Origin of the sequence: Anaerobacillus sp. MEB173 (assembly GCF_052119505.1) — a bacterium.
Lineage (GTDB): Bacteria > Bacillota > Bacilli > Bacillales > JBJMAU01 > JBJMAU01.
Map to the genome: position 1 here is coordinate 799632 of NZ_JBJMAU010000001.1, position 17398 is coordinate 817029.

Here is a 17398-nt window from a genome sequence, read left to right on the forward strand (position 1 = left end):
AAAAGAGAGGTTGATTAGAAATGCTGTTCATTTTTGAAGTCATGAAGATGGCAATAAAAATAAGGAAATTAACCCTATTTTTGATTACAATCATCTTTCTCATCAGTAGCTCTTTTATTATTCACTGGTTAGAACCGACTATGTTCGAAACTCCTTTTATTGGCTTATGGTATGTCATGACTACAGTAACAACAACTGGGTATGGTGATTATGTTCCTGAAACACTAGCAGGCAGACTTTTTGGGTTGTTCCTCTATCTGTTTGGAATAGGTTTAATTGGAATTGTAATCGGAAAAATTGTTGAAAGCTTTGGAGTTTATCGGAAGTTAAAGGAGGAAGGGAAATTGAGCTTTAAAGGAAATGGTCATTATGTCATCATCGGTTGGTCAAATAAAGCAAGACATGCCATGAATGAAATTATGGCCATTGATGATCAAACAAAAATCCTATTAATTGATTCACTTCCAAAAGCACCGATGGATCATGAAAAGGTCTATTATTTACAAGGAGACCCTGCAGACAAAAATATATTAGACAAAGCAAATATCCTTCACTCAAATGCCGTACTTATATTTACTCAAGACAACAATATTGATCCTGCTGCCGCTGACGGTAAGTCCCTTTTGATTGTTTCAGCGATTGAAAGCTATGCAACGGAAAATAGTAAGGAAATTTATACAATTGTAGAAATACTAAAAGAGAAGCATATTCCAAATTTTAAACATGCCAACGTTGATGAATTCGTTCTTGCAGATGAGGCATTATCTGATCTAATGGCTAAATCAGCAATACATAAGGGGACAAGCAAGTTTATTATGAAGCTTCTTAGTAGAAAAAGCGGAGTGGATATATGGAAAATAAAAAAACAACAAATGTGGAAAACGTATAACGATGCATTTGAAAATTTAAAACGACTAGGCGCACACTTAATATCTGACCGAGATGATTTTTTGATCTTAAACAAATTAGAAGAACCTATTCCGCCAGAAGCTGAACTATATATCATATGTGACAAAAAGACATACCAACGATTCCACGAGAATAGCCGATAATTACCACTTACCTGTAAGCATTATACGAGAATGGTAAAATATTTCTTAACGAGGGTGTCCCAAAAGTCATCGCTATTGGTGACACCCTCGTTTTAAAACGCAGAGTTTGTTTCATGATAATTCCTTTACTAATTATAAAATTCCATAATGTTGATTGTAATAAATATTTTTATGATTTATATTTATAATTTAAAATGAAATATTTACCACTTGCACCGCGCTTTTAATCTAAATAATATGCTATATTAGAGATTCTATATTTAGTTTTAGCAGTTGTTATATATTATTTCACACTATTGCAGTAAAGGAGGTGAGGCATATGGAGTCTAGTGAATTTTCACATTCTCTTATTAACTTTTGGAAATTTATAGGAGGCGAATCTTTTTATGTACCTTAGAGTACAGAGAGGAAGTCAAAGTATATGAATACAATACGTAACCCCATAACATTGTTAGCTGGGTTTCAATGGCTATTTTTTATGTTTGCCAATACGGTTGTTATTCCCATTTCCATTGGTTTCGCCTTTGACCTGGAACAAATCGAAATTGTTTCAGCACTTCAACGTTCATTTATTTTTACGGGTGTTGCTTGTATTTTGCAAGGTTTGATTGGTCATCGATATCCTCTTATGGAAGGACAATCCGGGTTGAGGTGGGGTGTAATTTTAAGCTTAGCCGCTACTGCAAGCACGTTAAATATGGATTTAGCTACAGTTAGTGGAAGTATAGCTGTTGGTGCAATCATTTCAGGGATTCTTGTATCAATATTAGGGATGCTCGGGCTTGGGAATCTATTAAAAAAATGGTTCACACCTGTTGTGATGTTTGTCTTTTTATTACTCCTTGCAAATCAGTTAATCTACATATTCCTAAAAGGCATGCTCGGCTTAAACAGCAGTGAATATATTAATATTAAAGTAGCCAGTTTTTCTATTATCCTAGCAGCCATTACAATCATTCTAAATGTTAGAGGTAAGGGTATTATAAGTAATTTATCTTTACTCATCGGGATGGTCATTGGCTGGATTGGGGCAGTAATGTTCTTTCCACAAGAGACGACCACTTCTATAAAAACAACACCTTTTCTTACTTGGTTTCCTTGGGGAGAACCAACTCTAGAGTGGGGAATCGTACTTACTGTCGTTATAACAGGATTATTAAACACAACAAATACAATCGCTACCCTCAAAGGTGCAGAGGATATTTTTAAAACAAAAACGTCACCAAAACAGTATCGTTCTTCTTTAATTCTTTCAGGTGGATACACTTCATTAGCAGGGATGCTCGGTCTTGTCCCTTATGCATCTTCACTCGGTTTCTTGCAATCAACCGGGATTAGAGAGCGTTTACCGTTTTTTATTGGATCTTTTTTATTTATTGTGTTAGGCCTAATTCCATCATTAAGTTCGTTCTTTTCTACTATACCCCATAGTGTCGGGAACACGATATTATTTGTTGCTTATTTACAGCTATTTGGATCTGCATTAAAAAATCTGGAGGGCTTACAATTTACACCAAAAACCATATATCGAATTGCCATACCCGCATTACTGGGGCTTTCCATTACCAATCTTCCAAAAGAAGCGTTTACCACACTGCCGCCTTTAATTCAGCCGCTTATTTCTAATGGGTTACTAATGGGAATTTTGTTAGCATTAGTAATGGAGTCAGTTTATTATTTTAGAATGTTTAAAAGTAAAATGTTTTTGTTAAATTTAAGTAAAAATAAATAACCCCTTGCTGCCAAGGGGTTTTACATGCGTTTCTGTTGTGAACTTTACTAAGATTAAACGAGTGACCTTTATAAGGTATCAACAAGTTCATGAATTATTCAACAGTTTCTTCACTGCTATCAACATCAACCGTCTTTTCACTTTCATACCAATTATCTAACACTTTGGCATCTAAGATTTTTTTCTCAATGTAGTCAACTTGCTTTTTCAAGAATCCTTCTTTCCAATCAATTTCTAATTCATTGGCTAACTTTACAACTGTTAATAACTCCTGCCAAGCTACATAACGCTTATACCAAAAGAATTGAGGCTGCTCACTCATGTACGGGTACAGATCATCGAATTCGGTATATTTACAATCGATCGTACGTTCAAACTGAACTTTTGCATCTTTTACTTTATTCGTAAAAAAAACTGCCATTTCCTGACTATTCATAATAGCTCCACCTTCCCATATTGTTTGCGTCACTAAGGCAAACTTTTATTTATCTTACTATAATTTTAGTCTAAAAAAACATGAATTCATTAAGTAATTTTTGAAAATTGTTTAAACTTTATATTTATTTTGACACATTTTTAATTGATAAGCAAAAGTTTTCACTCAGTAAAATTTACATTATTTATGCACTTAGCAGGTTTTATTGTATTCTTTTCGTATAATCCTTACTTATGCTGCTTTTGCCTTTCCTTTAAACCACTTTCTGTAGACAAACAATACAGTCAAAATGAAGACAACATAGATACATAAACCTAGGATTAATGTTTGTAATGATGAAAATACTTGATCCCCGCTAAATGCAAAAATAAACATACTTGGAATTTGACCGATAATCGTCGCCCACATATAAGTACGGAAAGGCATCTTACTTAAACCAGAGTAAATATTAATGACTGGTGTCGGCACGATGGGGATCAGCCTGCCTAATAATACGGCTATAAAAGCATTTCTTTCAATCATTGCATTAAATTTATTCAAACTTTTATAGTTCATTATGTAGTTTCTAAAGTAATTAGCAAACGTATACCTCGCCATGAAAAAAAAGATCATTGCCGCTGTAGCAGCACCAAACCAATTAACAAGGCCCCCAAGGAACATTCCATACTTTGCCCCCATCACTCCTGCAAATAAAGTGAATGGAATAACAGGAAATAATGCCAAGAATAATGAAATCACAAACATGAATGGTAAATGGGAAATATTACTTTCATTTAGCCAATAGAAAAATACATCACGATTTTGAAACGAAAAATAAATAACTAACAGATAAATAATAACTAAAATCAACCATTTTCTCATAGCAATACTCCAGATCCAACAAAAGTTTCTTTTATTATTTGCTATTGGCGAAATATTAAACTGATAAATAAAAGGGCTTACGAACACTCATAGCCTCATCCCCATATATTAAAGCAAATAGTAAAGGTGGGATAGTGGTGTACCGTTATTATCATGATCGAAATCAAGCCCATAACAATGGGGTTAGAGACTATTTTCAAATGAAGATTGAAGGGATTGGCAAGGCAAATGCTGAACCCGATCAAGCGATTGTATCTGTCGGCATTAAAACAGAAGACCCAGAAATACTTGTTGCTCAACAGGAAAATGCGCAAAAATCAACCGACGTCATTAACGCGCTAATTGCAATCGGTATTAGTGAGGAAGATATCGAGACAACAGACTACTACATTAATATTCGTTATGACTACCAGGATGGACAACAAATTTTCAGAGGATATGTTGTTGGTCATATTCTGCAAATTACTGTTCGTGATATTTCTCAAGTCGGTACCGTTATTGATACAGCCGTATCAAGTGGAGCAAACCTTATTCAAAATATAAAATTTACAGTTGAAGATCCGGACTATTTTTACAATCAAGCTTTAGCAAATGCCATTACCAATGCTAATGAAAAAGCCACTGTCATTGCCAATTCAATTTCTGTTACCGTTCAACAACCCCCGATCAAAATCATTGAGAATAAAGAATTGCAGGAAGTGCCCTTTCCCAGAGTACTTTCACTTGAAGCACAAGCACCCGGAATACAAACACCGATTGAACCGAGAACATTAGAATTTCAAGCGAAGATATCGATCATCTATCAATATCATCGCTAATTGAACTCATTCAGTCGTCTTCAAAACAAAAAGAACAACCTCATTCTATTTTTGTGATATAATCTTTCGCAGATTGAATTTTCAATAGATATGAGGTTGTTTTATGCAGCAAACTGTTGGTTACAAACAAAAAAGTAAAGTTTTTTTATCAATTCTTTTGCCAATCCTAATTACTCAAGTCGGTTTATTTGCAATGAACTTATTTGACACTATGATGTCCGGGAATGTAAGTGCAGAGGATTTAGCAGGTGTTGCCATTGGCTCTAGCATATGGCTTCCTATATTCACCGGGATAACTGGGATTCTTATGGCAATTACTCCAATTGTTGCTCAGCTCGTTGGGGCAAAAAGGAACAATGAGGTATCCTTTTCAGTGATTCAAGGAATTTATGTTGCAGTAGTTGTTTCTATCATTGTTGTAATTTGTGGAGTGTTTTTACTTGAGCCATTATTATCATTAATGAATTTAGAGAATGAGGTAAGAAGAATTGCCAAACAGTATCTTATCGCTTTATCGGCAGGGATTGCGCCACTCTTTATCTATACCGTATTACGCTGTTTTATTGATGCCCTTGGTCATACAAGAATTACAATGATCATTACGTTACTTGCCCTGCCAATTAACTTCTTCTTTAATTATGTATTGATTTTTGGCCACTTCGGTTTTCCAAAACTCGGTGGTGTCGGAGCGGGTGTGGCTACTTCGATAACCTATTGGTGTATTACAATCATGACAATTGTTATTGTTCTAAAGCAAACACCATTTATACAGTATGAAGTACTCAGACGATTTCCTCGTATTCATTTCGCAAGTTGGAAAGAAATCTTAACGATTGGTTTACCGATTGGTTTTGCAATTTTTTTTGAATCAAGTATTTTTGCAGTTGTCACTCTTCTTATGAGCACTTTTGATACAACTACAATTGCTTCACACCAAGCTGCCATTAACTTTTCAACCCTTTTTTATATGGTACCGCTAAGTATTTCTATGGCCCTCACTATTGTTGTTGGATTTGAAGTAGGGGCGAAACGGTTAACTCATGCAAGGCAATACAGTGTTTTGGGGATTGTCATCGCAGTACTTTTATCTCTATTATGTGCGGCATTTATCTATCTCTTTAAGGAACCTATCGCAAGCTTATATACAACCGATCCAAATGTTTTACAGTTAACGCAACACTTTTTGATTTATGCAATCTTTTTCCAATTATCAGATGCCCTTGCAACTCCTATTCAAGGTGCATTGCGAGGCTATAAGGATGTTAATACGGCATTTGTCATTACGTTAATCGCTTATTGGGGCATCGGCTTACCGTCAGGATTCATTATCGCTACCTTTACGTCATTTGGACCGTTTGGTTATTGGCTCGGGTTCATTATTGGACTGGCCTTTGGTGCAACAGGACTTTTATACCGTCTGCTCCTTATCCAAAAACGTGAGAGAAGGAAAATATTCAAAGAATTAAAAACCACGTAGATCGCTACGTGGTTTTTAACATGATTATCTTATCGCAACTTTTACTTCAAGTTCTTCGCACTGCTCTTTTAATCTGGCCTTTTCAAAGGATAAAGCAAACGCTGAGAAATCTGCTGAATTAATCTCTGGTATGTCCTTTATAATTTCTACGAGTTCCCTGCTTAATAGTGCCATCTCTTGACCCTCTAAGAGCTTCTTTTTATAGCGATTAAAACGCTTGTCTAACTGTTCAAGCTTGTCATAGATTCCTTGAATCGTATTATACTGCTGTATTAATGGAAGTGCAGCCTTTTCACCAACTCCTGCAACTCCCGGAATGTTATCACTCTTATCACCAAGCAGTGCTTTTACGTCGATCCATTGATTTGGAGAAATGCCATAGTCATCTTGAAAGTGTTGCAACGTATAGATAACATCACCTTTTTTATTTATCGAAATAATCTGTGAAACATCCTGATTTAAAAGCTGAAGTAAATCACGGTCATTACTGTAAATTAGACATTCTTTGTTATATTCATTACTCCACCTTGACGATAATGCGCCAATTACATCATCAGCTTCATATCTTGGAACCGAAAGTTGAGAGATACCAATCGTCTCAAATACTTTCTTACTCGTTTCATATTGTTGAATAAGCGGCTCTGGCAGTTCCCCTCTTGTCCCTTTATAACCTTCGTACATTTCTTTTCTTATCGTTTCGTTTCTCTTTACATCCCATGCAATCACCATATGTGATGGCTGATGAGAATCTATCAAATTAACAAGCTTCTGAAAGACAACTCTTAGTGCATTCGTATATAATCCATCTTTGTTACGTGACAATTGATCTTCACTTCGCCCATAAGACGTTGCGAAATATCCTCTACTTAACAAATTAAAGCCATCTATTAATAATAAACGATTCGGTTCCATTACCCTGATCTCCCTCTTTCTGTGAAAGACATACAATTGCTAGTATAACAGAATTCGAGAATAATTACTTCATCTTCAACTTGGCATATCTATCCTATGTACGAGCATTTTGATCATAAACTAAAGAGGGAATACAGGTCCATACTGTATTCCCTCTAGTAATTCTTATACTAAATAGTAAATAACCAAGGAGCAGCTGGTTTTCGCTCATCTGCACTACTCTCAGGCGGATATGAAATTACTTGTTCATATGGCGGTGGTGGTAATATTGCATGTTTATTATTTCGATATGGAACATCTAACTTTTTTCGACTTGAATCCCGTTGTTTACTAATTAATGAAACAATGTGCTTTCCAATCTGTCTGCCTAATCGAAGACCTTCATGATTATCGACTGGAAAATGAACACCCGCATATAATCTGGATTCAGATCCCTCTTCAGCCAGCTCTTTCAATCGATTTGATTCAGCTGGAAAGAAATAACTTAATATAACTTCCGCACAACCTGAAAAAACAGAATGCCCGGATGGATAAGCCGGAAAGTGAGGTGTAGGGAGTTCGGTTTCTAACTCTGGATCTAGTTGGTTCGGTCTGGCAATATCCAGAATATATTTGTAATCCCATGTAATCACCATCGCGTCATTCATCGCTGCTTGTGCCACTCCTAAAATACGTGCTGATCGAACAGGAGATACTTCATACGTGTCAATGAGGCGGTCAATAATCGGTGTCCATTGTTTTGTAGGAGGACCAAATCCAAAATATTTTGCACTATCAATTTGCCCGGTCGTTAGCTGTTTTTTCGCTTTTTTAACAAGCTCTAACTCTTTCGTAAAATTAATATAATATGGATTGCGCAGTTTAAAAGAAACTTTTCGACCGAGACGATCACGGTACATTCCTGGGGCAATTCGTCTAAAATATTGCATTGGCCAAGACCCAGCTGTAGGTTCAATAGGTTTTAGCTTACCTTTGTTCAGCTTTGACCATTTTGGAGGTCGTCTTTTTTTGGGATGTTGTTTGTTCATTCAAATATCCTCCCATTCATGTTATATACTAATTTATGAAGAGGAATGATGAGATGTGCTGCGGAGATCCCAACGATTAGCAGCAAAAAGGGAATGTCACTTAGAGACATCCCCTTCACGATAACGTTAGAATATTTTTTCTTTTTTTCTTTCAGAAACATAAACCAGTTCATTATATGTTTCATCAAATAGAAGGCCTTGAACTTTTATCCTTTTTGGGATGAGTGGGTGTTTTTTTAAGTTCGAGACACTTGTTACTATTTTTTCTTCCATTGATTTGTCCTCACCTTTTAACCATGAGTACAGGTCTTTACCAATGACAAATTTTAAATAATCCATTGTTCGGATTGTATCGTCAGCAACTCCATCAGCTTTCATTTTTTCCAATAATTCCTCTTTAGTTAGCGTAAATCCCTGATCATCTTTTTCACCAATAACATAAATAGCAGAAACATCTTCTTCATAAATTGATTTGACTATATTTCTTACTACAGAATCGTACGATTTATCGATCACTGCATCTTGACAATAGTGAATAATTGCTTGATCTTTCGTAATCCCGAACTCCTGAAAAATGATTTCGTCTACTTTTTGCTCCATCCCAACGATGAATAGCATTTTGTGAGAATCCATGTTTCTCGTCTGCATTTCATATACTTTCATTTTTCAAAACCTCCATTTCATTATTGAATCCACCCGGCAATCGTATAAAACAATGGAATTCCTACAATTAGGTTAAAAGGGAACGTTACTCCTAATGCTAATCCTAAATAAATTGATGGATTTGCTTCAGGCACAGAAGCTCTTAGTGCTGCAGGGGCAGCAATATACGAGGCACTCGCTGCTAATATTCCCATTAATGTCATCCCTCCAAGTGACAACCCCACAAGATTCCCAACAATGACTCCTAGAATCCCGTTAATCACTGGTACAGTAATTCCAAATAGCAGTAATTTAATACCGTGCCTACGAACAACTGCTAATCGTTGTCCTGCTACGATTCCCATATTAAGTAAAAATAAAATGAGAAAACTATTATATAAATCCATAAATAAAGGCTTTACAAGCGGAACTGCTTCCTTCCCAACAATTAATCCAATGAACAAACTACCTAATAATAATAAGACGCTTTTACCGAAAAGACTTTCTCTTAAAACCTCTTTATCAATAAGTGAAGTTGGACTGGCAATAATACCAACTTGCCTTGTTTGCACATAAGAATCGGCTCTTGTTTTTTCAATTAATCGTAACAGAATAAGTGATACAAGAATTGCTGGGATTTCCATAAGTACAACAAGTGCATTCATATAACTTTCATAACTTACACCGTAATTCCCTAATACAGAAATTCCAGCACCAAATGTAACAATACTTACTGATCCATATGTTGCCGCTAATCCAATTGCGTTTTTCAAATCTAACTTCATAGTTAGACGAAGGAAGATTAATACAATGATTGGCGTAATTACACCAAGAAATAACGTACCGATAATCGGTTGAAAAACTTCATTGATGCTATAATTCGAAAGTTCAATACCGCCTTTTATACCAATAGCCATTAACAAGTAAATGCTAAGTGTTTCACTTAACCCTTGCGGAAACTTTAAATCTGATTTAAAGATTGCTGCTAAAATCCCTAAAACAAAGAATAAGACAACAGGTGATACTAAATTTTGCGTAATGATTTCAATCATATTCATTCCCCTTTTTACTATAAATAATAAGTTCGATGGAAACCATTGATGTGACTAACTTTGAACTAATTGAAAACAATATTATCACTTAAAAATAATTCACAAAGTTTTGAGTAACAAAAAAACCGGTAAGGTCCAGAAACTGAATCATTCAAATGAATGAAAGATTCACTTAATCTAGACTTTACCGGTTTATCTTTAACGAACTGCGTAAGTTTTTTAAAGATCTCCCTTATCCAATTAATTTCTTTCCTAAATTTTCACTTAAGATAAAGATGATGATTCTTTCCCCAGATCTCGTGCTTACATCTGTGTGAAAACTTACTACATCCTCGCCCGTTAACTCTTTAATGATCCCTTTTAAATATTCTTTCCCTGACTCGACCAGCTCGTTACGATTTTGTTTCACAGAAATCATTCCTTGATGTGAAGAGTTGACGAGCTTTTTTTCTGCGGGAGACAAAATACCTTTTAAATTCACGATGACCATTTGATCAACAATTGTTGTTTTAACATGTGTTGGCCCTCGACCAAGGTATTCTTTTTCCCACTGCGTTAGTTTTTTACTGATTTCTGCTTCAAGAAGACCTTTTTTTAAAGTTGCATTTGTTATTGTCATCATGTTTTCCCCCCCTAATAAAAAACGGTATAAATCTCCCGACTACACGGAAAGAAATATACCGACATCTGTAATCTCAACCATCTTCTACTTGCACTGCTTTTTCATTTTGCCAATTTATTAATTAACAAAATGCTAAAGCATTTCAAATGAAGCTAGTTATTATTAAGGACCATTCGGAACTATGAATTTAAATTCATTTTATAATGGCTGCTTACGTTTGTCAATAACAATTATAATTTATTTTTTTGTTCTATTACAATATTAATTATTCATCAAATAAGTAAAGAAACTCTCCATATCCCTCTTTTTCTAAATCTTCTTTTGAGATAAATTTCAATGATGCTGAATTAATACAATACCGTAAGCCACCCGTTTCAATTGGCCCATCTTCAAAAACATGCCCTAAGTGAGAGTCAGCTGCTTTACTGCGGACCTCGGTCCGAACCATATTGTGACTCACATCCATTTCTTCTTTAATAAGGTCTTCATTTAACGGCTTTGTAAAACTAGGCCATCCACAGCCCGAATCGTATTTATCCTTCGACGTAAATAAAGGCTCACCTGAAATGATATCTACGTAGATTCCTTCTTTTTTATTATTCCAATATTCATTCTGAAATGGTGGTTCAGTACCGTTATTTTGGGTCACCTCATATTGTATTGGTGTCAACCTTTGTTTCAATTCCATATCCTTGCTCTCATCTTTCCAATGCTTCTTAATAAAATCATCTCTTCCAGATCCTTTACGATATAACTTATATCGAAAAGCATTCTTCTTGTAATAGTCTTGATGATAATCTTCAGCAGGGTAAAATGTAGCAGCCGGTAAAATCGCTGTAACAATTGGTTTTGAAAAACGACAGCTCATTTCCAGGTCTTTCTTCGATTGTTCCGCTAATTGTTTTTGTTCATCATTATGATAAAAAATGACTGTTTGATACGAATGCCCTTTATCATGAAACTGTCCTTCAGAATCGGTAGGATCAATTTGCCGCCAAAAAATATTTAATAATTTGCTATATGGATATATTGTTGGATCAAACGTAATTTGTACAGCTTCATAATGCCCGGTTGTTTCCGAGCATACTTCTTTATATGTAGGGTTATCTTTATGCCCACCTGTATAACCCGATACCACCTTAATAATGCCTGGTTGTTCATCAAAAGGCTGTACCATACACCAAAAACACCCTCCTGCAAAAGTTGCTATTTCATATTGAGACTGAACATTTTGCATGTCTTCACTTCCTTCTTCTTATTCTTTACTGTATTATACCCATCTATTGTTACACTGAAAAAAAATATGCTTACTATCTCCACGAATGTTTTGACAATCATTGGATATTAATAAGAGTACCATCTTAAGAAAGGAAGAGGTCCAAATGATCAAAAGAAGTAAGGAAAAGGAAAATACAGAACAAAATTTGTTGGAACAATCTATTCCAAACGAAAATGAACACAACCAGGAATATATCAACATTTATTGGGATGAATGGCGCGACGAAAATTTGAAAAAATAGAGAGCATTCTCTGTTCTCTATTTTTTATACATTTTTGTCGAAATATGTATCTTTTTATTTTGTTTTCGATTATTATTAACTATTGAATGAATGTTAATGCTAATGAAAAAAGGTGATATGTTCACAAATTTTTCATTAAAAAGTTAAAGAACATTACGAATTGAGTACGCCACTGCCTTTCGACATCATTCATAATAAAAGTATAGAGATCAAGCACAAAGGAATGGAGAGGTTTTTTAAAATGTTAGCTGGTTTCAAAGAAACATTAGATTCAATTATTAGTTTATTAAATGACCATGAATTACAGGCACATTATTATGAAGAGGAAGATGGACGCTTTTTTATCCGAATTAATGAGATGATGTGTGATCCTGGTTTGGCCTACGATAATATTGCCTTAGATATGTTTTTTGATGAAAATGAAAAAGTGTTGTTTATTGGGTTACTACGATTACCAGCAACACTCAGAAAATCAGGTCTTGGCTCACGTATCGTAAAACTAATTAAAAATTATGCTGACGAACACCATTTTTATATCTATGTAGATGCTTGCAATGACTCTCAGCCTTTTTGGACTTATAAGGGCTTTAAGCATATGTTTTATGACCGCAACTATTTTGACATGATGGGATATTCAGGAGATAATGAAGATATTTTTTTAGAGTGGGAGGCATTTAAACGTACAAATGTATTCCATTGTTATCTCGAATGTCATAGCGTTTAAACAGTTATATGGGAGTCTCATAAGTAACAGTTACCCGATTATTTTTAGTTAACATTCGGTGAGAGCTGTCACTTATGAGGCATCCCTTTTTTGTTATTAAAAAGTCGGCAGGTTATCTAAATTATTTGTTGGATCACCGTCAGCATTGCTTCTTAAGTGCGGCTCGCCATCTCGTCCATTAAATACATTCGCACCAGCAATTACACCATTTTGGACCTCTTGTTGGGCTTGTTTATAGTCGAGTACTCTTCCACTTGATGTTTTTAATTCAACAATGTCACCATCATTATTTTTACGAACAGCAACAAAAGTTTCACTTTGATTGTTATTCATGCAGATCATCCCCTTTACTTACTACGATAACCAAACTAAACGTCAATAATTCCTCTATCTAACAAATTAATATTTGTATAATCTTTATAAAAAAGTACAAAATGAAAAAGATTACTTTACGGAAAAGAGGTTACTATTGAATGAATATCAATCGTGCAAAGCAAATTATTTCCTCTCCAAAGAAAACGACCGTTCTCTATCATGGAGTACCTGTATGGTTGAAAAATGTAAATGAAGGAACTCAATCGGTCAGTGCTTTTATGGAAACAGACCCAGATGAGGTAATGGTGTTACCAATCGATGAGTTAGAGGAAAAATAAGAATTAAAAATAGTCAGAGTACAAATAAGTACTCTGACTATTTTTCTTACCAAAAGAAAAACGGAGAAAATGCAACTCCTAAGGCAAATCCGGCAATTCCTGCAAGAGCGATTGGAAAAATAGGTCTACGATAACCATATCCACCACCATACCAACCGTAACCATATCCTCCTAAATCAGTTCTGCCTCTCTCAGATTCTAGATAGACAAATTGACGATCAACATCAACGATTTTACCATAGTAACTACGACCACTTTTATCATGAATATGAACATACTTACCTTTATGTTGACAACACAAGCCGTAATAGTAGTTTGACATTTACTTCCCTCCTATCCTACCATTTACGTTATTTTATTTATTTCTGACTATTTTGCTTGTACTAATGACCATATCAACAATAAGTCAGAACACAAAAAAACTGAGCCAGAGACTCAGTTTTCCTGTGGTGTAATAAAATTTTGTGTGAAGTAAGGGATATTTGTTCGGTAAGCTACTCCTATTCCCACATCAGTAAAACGGTCGCTGAGAATATTTTGACGATGTCCGAATGAATTCATTAATCCTTCAAGTGCAAATATTGAACTGTATTGCCCCATTGCTAAATTCTCACCGGCTATTTTGTAAACAATCCCTCCGGCTGTTATTCTCTCAAAAGGTGATTTCCCTTGTAAATTTGTATGCGCAAAATAATTATTTACTGCCATATCGTGACTATGTTTAAAGGCAACAGATGCAACTTCACTGTTCCATTTCAGTGGAGATTTACCATATTTCACACGTACAGCATTTGTTAAATCAAAAAGCTGTTGTTCAAAACTTGCTCTAAGTTGCTCTGTAGACTCACCATAAAAACCTTTTTTCATATGTTCAATGTCCTTGCGGATTAATTGCAAACCAGAAATTTGATAGTCTAAAAAACTATCGTAAAAAACTGTGATATAATAATCATCAATAAAAAATAAGTCCTGATCTTTTGATTCATAGAGATATTTCGTTGTACCTTTATTAATTGCATTACTGGGTGTTCCATATTTGAACTGAACATCCTTTTTTGTGCTTGTTACCGGCAACTGGGATTTTGTCTTAAAAAGCTTATCATTTGTGTAGAGAGCAACAACAGTGTCGTTTTTTATCCCAACCTGATAATAGTTTTTAAATTCATTATGATAAACGTTCCAAGTAAATCCATATTCACTTTTGTATGTTGTTACAGGTTTCCCCGCGAGTGCCATTACTTTGCTTTCTTGATCACCGATTTCAATTCCCAAAATGGAAAATTCTTTCTGCTGGCGGTGATTCACCAAAACAATGAGCGTTTTTTCACCTGCCTCAATTGTTACGGTACGTAAGTTCTTGTCCCAATGTACGTCAGCTCCTAATGCATCACTGACAAACCGTAACGGAACATACGTCTTCCCTTTTACTATTTGTGCTGGTACATCAATTGAAATGGCGTTTTCATTTACGAACGATTGCTTAGACCCGATTTTCAGTGTGACTGTGATCATGTCTTTGTATGCAGTTACCGTTCGATCTGCTGAATTCCATTGTACCGTTGCTCCTAATTCCTCAAATATCGCCCTCATTGGTACGATGGTACGGCTCTCAGAAAGAGTCCCCCCTTCGATGATAACTCTATCCTTTGATGCCTCTGCACTGTCATACCCACTAACAGAAAAGATGAACAAAACTGTAATGATGAAAAACCATTTCAATAATCGCAATGCCTCACCTACTCTCTATACTACTTAAGTTAAATATTACCAAATAAACTCAACGGTTTATACTGTGAAATGAAACAAATCTTTTACTATTCTGTTAATTATTTTTAAATATTTTTTTACTTTCACAGGTATAATTTTAAAATTTCAAAATAGATTCTTTATACGTTACTAAATAACTTCCTCACGGTCCTCTATTCACCTCCAATTTTCTTTCGTCAAATCTCGTTATTTATTTATAAAATTTATCGAAAAAGAATTATGATTAATAGTTGTCATCTGAGGTTTTCTATGTTATCATCGTAAGTAACTGGTAAATGTAGCTTAATTGTTCATTTACGTATTAAACCTTCCTTTTTTGTTTGATAAGGAAAATTACTATTATGACTGAAATGTTTACTAGGGATTTACGTTTTAGTGGCTAACTAGGGGGCCTTGTGTTAACACACATAATTGTAATTTTCAATGGGAATTAGGATAACTGATGCCTTTTCAGAACGCCTAAATAAAAAAGCTTCCACTTGTGTGGAAGCTTTTTTATTTAGTTAGTTTCAGTACTTTTCGCTCTTCTTGAGCTGTCGTTAGCATAAGCTGGTGAATTCCCTAACGGACTGACATTTCCACCATGCTTATTTTTCCCTTCTTTTCTTGGGTTCATTTTTCTCTTAGTCATCTCTTTTCACCTCCGTCTTTTCATAACTAATTTCTCCTAAACGTGATTCGATATTCTTACTCTTTCGGATGAATCATGTCTTCCGGTTTGACGATCTCTTCAAATTCTTTTTCTGTTAATAACCCCGAATTTAGTGCAGCCTCTTTTAATGTTATCCCTTCCTTATGTGCCGTCTTTGCAATATGTGCTGCATTTTCATACCCTATATGAGGATTTAAAGCTGTTACCAGCATTAATGAATTTTCCAAATGATCCTTAATCTTTTCATGATTTGGCTCAATTCCAACAGCACATCTGTCATTAAAGGATAGAATAACATCAGCGAGTAATGTCGCTGATTGAAGAAAGTTATAAATAATAACTGGCTTAAAAACATTCAGCTCGAAGTTTCCCTGACTTGCTGAAAAAGCAATTGTAGCATCATTGCCAAATACTTGAGCAGCAACCATTGTCATCGCTTCACTTTGAGTTGGATTGACTTTCCCGGGCATAATTGAGCTCCCTGGTTCATTTGCAGGGATTGTAATTTCACCAAGCCCAGAACGAGGCCCACTCGCTAACCAGCGAACATCATTCGCAATTTTCATTAAGTCGGCTGCTAATGCCTTCATCGCCCCATGAACGTAGACAATTTCATCATGGCTGGTTAACGAATGAAATTTATTTGGAGCAGAAACAAACGTTTTACCAGTTATCGCACTAATCTCTTCGGCAACCTTAGCCCCAAAATCCGGGTGTGCATTAATCCCAGTTCCTACTGCTGTACCACCAATTGCTAGTTCTTTTAAAAAGTTTGTGCTTTCTTTTATCATTTGTTCAGTTTTTTCCAGCATACGGTGCCAGCCGCTCATCTCTTGTCCTAACGTAAGTGGGGTTGCATCTTGAAGGTGGGTTCTTCCAATTTTTACAATATTGTTAAATTCATCAATTTTATCTTTTAATGTTGATTTAAACTTCTCAATTGCAGGAAGAAGTTTTTCCTCAATTTTAAGAACCGCAGCAATATGCATTGCAGTTGGAAATGTGTCATTTGAGCTTTGAGATCGGTTCACATCATCATTCGGATGGATACGAACTTCAGCCTTCTCTTCTGTCAGCATTTGATTTGCCCGAAAAGCAATAACCTCGTTCATATTCATATTCGATTGTGTACCGCTGCCTGTTTGCCAAACAACAAGAGGGAAATGCTCAAAAATCTCCTCATCTAAAATTTCATCCACAGCTTTGGCGATTGCTTGGGCCTTGACCTCTTCAAGTTTTCCAAGTTTTTGATTAGCAAGTGCTGCCGATTTTTTTAATATGGCAAAAGCCTTAATGACTTCAATGGGCATTTTTTCCGTTCCGATTCGAAAATTTTCTAAACTTCGCTGTGTTTGTGCTCCCCACCATTTCTTGGCACATACCTTCATTTCACCAATCGTATCTTTCTCAATACGATAATCCACCACAAAAACCTCCTTGCTGATTTATC

Annotated in this window: 20 protein-coding genes; 7 read left to right on the top strand and 13 right to left on the bottom strand. The window is 35.3% G+C overall.

Annotated elements, in window-relative coordinates:
- The first annotated feature begins 20 nt into the window (after nt 1-20).
- Both ACJ2A9_RS03960 and ACJ2A9_RS03965 read left to right on the top strand, forming a co-directional pair.
- The gene (locus ACJ2A9_RS03960) at nt 21-1052 is read left to right on the top strand and encodes a potassium channel family protein (RefSeq protein WP_441420297.1); all 1032 of its coding nucleotides are present in this window, start codon (nt 21-23) and stop codon (nt 1050-1052) included.
- A 421-nt stretch (nt 1053-1473) separates the two neighbouring features.
- Nucleotides 1474-2784 (top strand): uracil/xanthine transporter, encoded by a 1311-nt coding sequence (locus tag ACJ2A9_RS03965; RefSeq protein WP_441420298.1) that lies wholly within the window; start codon nt 1474-1476, stop codon nt 2782-2784.
- A 94-nt stretch (nt 2785-2878) separates the two neighbouring features.
- Here ACJ2A9_RS03965 and ACJ2A9_RS03970 read toward each other — a convergent pair whose 3' ends face one another.
- Entirely contained in the window at nt 2879-3220 is a 342-nt protein-coding gene (locus ACJ2A9_RS03970; protein ID WP_441420299.1) for a hypothetical protein, read from the bottom strand.
- 231 nt (nt 3221-3451) lie between these two features.
- Complete coding sequence (locus ACJ2A9_RS03975) at nt 3452-4081, bottom strand: TVP38/TMEM64 family protein (protein WP_441420300.1); 630 nt, start codon at nt 4079-4081, stop codon at nt 3452-3454.
- Nucleotides 4082-4218: 137 nt separating this feature from the next.
- Between ACJ2A9_RS03975 and ACJ2A9_RS03980 the strand changes: the two genes are divergently transcribed.
- On the top strand, nt 4219-4899 hold the full coding sequence (locus ACJ2A9_RS03980; protein WP_441420301.1) for an SIMPL domain-containing protein: 681 nt from the start codon (nt 4219-4221) through the stop codon (nt 4897-4899).
- A 103-nt stretch (nt 4900-5002) separates the two neighbouring features.
- A complete protein-coding gene (locus tag ACJ2A9_RS03985) occupies nt 5003-6376 on the top strand; it encodes an MATE family efflux transporter (RefSeq protein ID WP_441420302.1) in 1374 nt (457 codons plus the stop codon).
- A 24-nt stretch (nt 6377-6400) separates the two neighbouring features.
- Here ACJ2A9_RS03985 and ACJ2A9_RS03990 read toward each other — a convergent pair whose 3' ends face one another.
- The 6 genes from ACJ2A9_RS03990 to msrB form a co-directional block, all read right to left on the bottom strand.
- A complete protein-coding gene (locus ACJ2A9_RS03990; RefSeq protein ID WP_441420303.1) occupies nt 6401-7288 on the bottom strand; it encodes a 5'-3' exonuclease in 888 nt (295 codons plus the stop codon).
- Between the two features lie 170 nt (nt 7289-7458).
- Nucleotides 7459-8316: a vanadium-dependent haloperoxidase gene (locus ACJ2A9_RS03995; protein ID WP_441420304.1), complete on the bottom strand. Its 858-nt coding sequence runs from the start codon at nt 8314-8316 to the stop codon at nt 7459-7461.
- Nucleotides 8317-8442: 126 nt separating this feature from the next.
- A complete protein-coding gene (locus ACJ2A9_RS04000) occupies nt 8443-8979 on the bottom strand; it encodes a hypothetical protein (protein ID WP_441420305.1) in 537 nt (178 codons plus the stop codon).
- A gap of 20 nt (nt 8980-8999) precedes the next feature.
- Entirely contained in the window at nt 9000-10010 is a 1011-nt protein-coding gene (locus ACJ2A9_RS04005; RefSeq protein WP_441420306.1) for a sodium-dependent bicarbonate transport family permease, read from the bottom strand.
- Nucleotides 10011-10242: 232 nt separating this feature from the next.
- The gene (locus ACJ2A9_RS04010; protein ID WP_441420307.1) at nt 10243-10632 is read right to left on the bottom strand and encodes a DUF2294 domain-containing protein; all 390 of its coding nucleotides are present in this window, start codon (nt 10630-10632) and stop codon (nt 10243-10245) included.
- A gap of 265 nt (nt 10633-10897) precedes the next feature.
- Nucleotides 10898-11869, bottom strand: coding sequence for a peptide-methionine (R)-S-oxide reductase MsrB (gene msrB, locus ACJ2A9_RS04015; protein ID WP_441420308.1), 972 nt, complete (start codon nt 11867-11869; stop codon nt 10898-10900).
- Between the two features lie 145 nt (nt 11870-12014).
- Here msrB and ACJ2A9_RS04020 point away from each other — a divergent pair, with 145 nt between their 5' ends.
- Both ACJ2A9_RS04020 and ACJ2A9_RS04025 read left to right on the top strand, forming a co-directional pair.
- On the top strand, nt 12015-12152 hold the full coding sequence (locus ACJ2A9_RS04020; protein ID WP_441420309.1) for a hypothetical protein: 138 nt from the start codon (nt 12015-12017) through the stop codon (nt 12150-12152).
- A gap of 241 nt (nt 12153-12393) precedes the next feature.
- Nucleotides 12394-12876 (top strand): GNAT family N-acetyltransferase, encoded by a 483-nt coding sequence (locus ACJ2A9_RS04025; RefSeq protein ID WP_441420310.1) that lies wholly within the window; start codon nt 12394-12396, stop codon nt 12874-12876.
- Between the two features lie 96 nt (nt 12877-12972).
- Here ACJ2A9_RS04025 and ACJ2A9_RS04030 read toward each other — a convergent pair whose 3' ends face one another.
- Nucleotides 12973-13209, bottom strand: a complete 237-nt coding sequence (locus ACJ2A9_RS04030) for a DUF3892 domain-containing protein (RefSeq protein WP_441420311.1) — start codon at nt 13207-13209, stop codon at nt 12973-12975.
- A gap of 140 nt (nt 13210-13349) precedes the next feature.
- Here ACJ2A9_RS04030 and ACJ2A9_RS04035 point away from each other — a divergent pair, with 140 nt between their 5' ends.
- Nucleotides 13350-13529 carry an H-type small acid-soluble spore protein gene (locus ACJ2A9_RS04035; RefSeq protein ID WP_441420312.1) on the top strand — a complete coding sequence of 60 codons (180 nt, stop codon included), beginning with the start codon at nt 13350-13352 and terminating at the stop codon, nt 13527-13529.
- A 46-nt stretch (nt 13530-13575) separates the two neighbouring features.
- Here ACJ2A9_RS04035 and ACJ2A9_RS04040 read toward each other — a convergent pair whose 3' ends face one another.
- The 4 genes from ACJ2A9_RS04040 to fumC all read right to left on the bottom strand — a co-directional run bounded on the left by ACJ2A9_RS04040 (nt 13576) and on the right by fumC (nt 17372).
- On the bottom strand, nt 13576-13851 hold the full coding sequence (locus ACJ2A9_RS04040; protein WP_441420313.1) for a hypothetical protein: 276 nt from the start codon (nt 13849-13851) through the stop codon (nt 13576-13578).
- A 113-nt stretch (nt 13852-13964) separates the two neighbouring features.
- Nucleotides 13965-15257, bottom strand: coding sequence for a stalk domain-containing protein (locus tag ACJ2A9_RS04045; protein WP_441420314.1), 1293 nt, complete (start codon nt 15255-15257; stop codon nt 13965-13967).
- Nucleotides 15258-15795: 538 nt separating this feature from the next.
- Nucleotides 15796-15927, bottom strand: coding sequence for a hypothetical protein (locus ACJ2A9_RS04050; RefSeq protein WP_441420315.1), 132 nt, complete (start codon nt 15925-15927; stop codon nt 15796-15798).
- Between the two features lie 56 nt (nt 15928-15983).
- Nucleotides 15984-17372 carry a class II fumarate hydratase gene (fumC, locus tag ACJ2A9_RS04055; RefSeq protein ID WP_441420316.1) on the bottom strand — a complete coding sequence of 463 codons (1389 nt, stop codon included), beginning with the start codon at nt 17370-17372 and terminating at the stop codon, nt 15984-15986.
- Nucleotides 17373-17398: the final 26 nt, after the last annotated feature.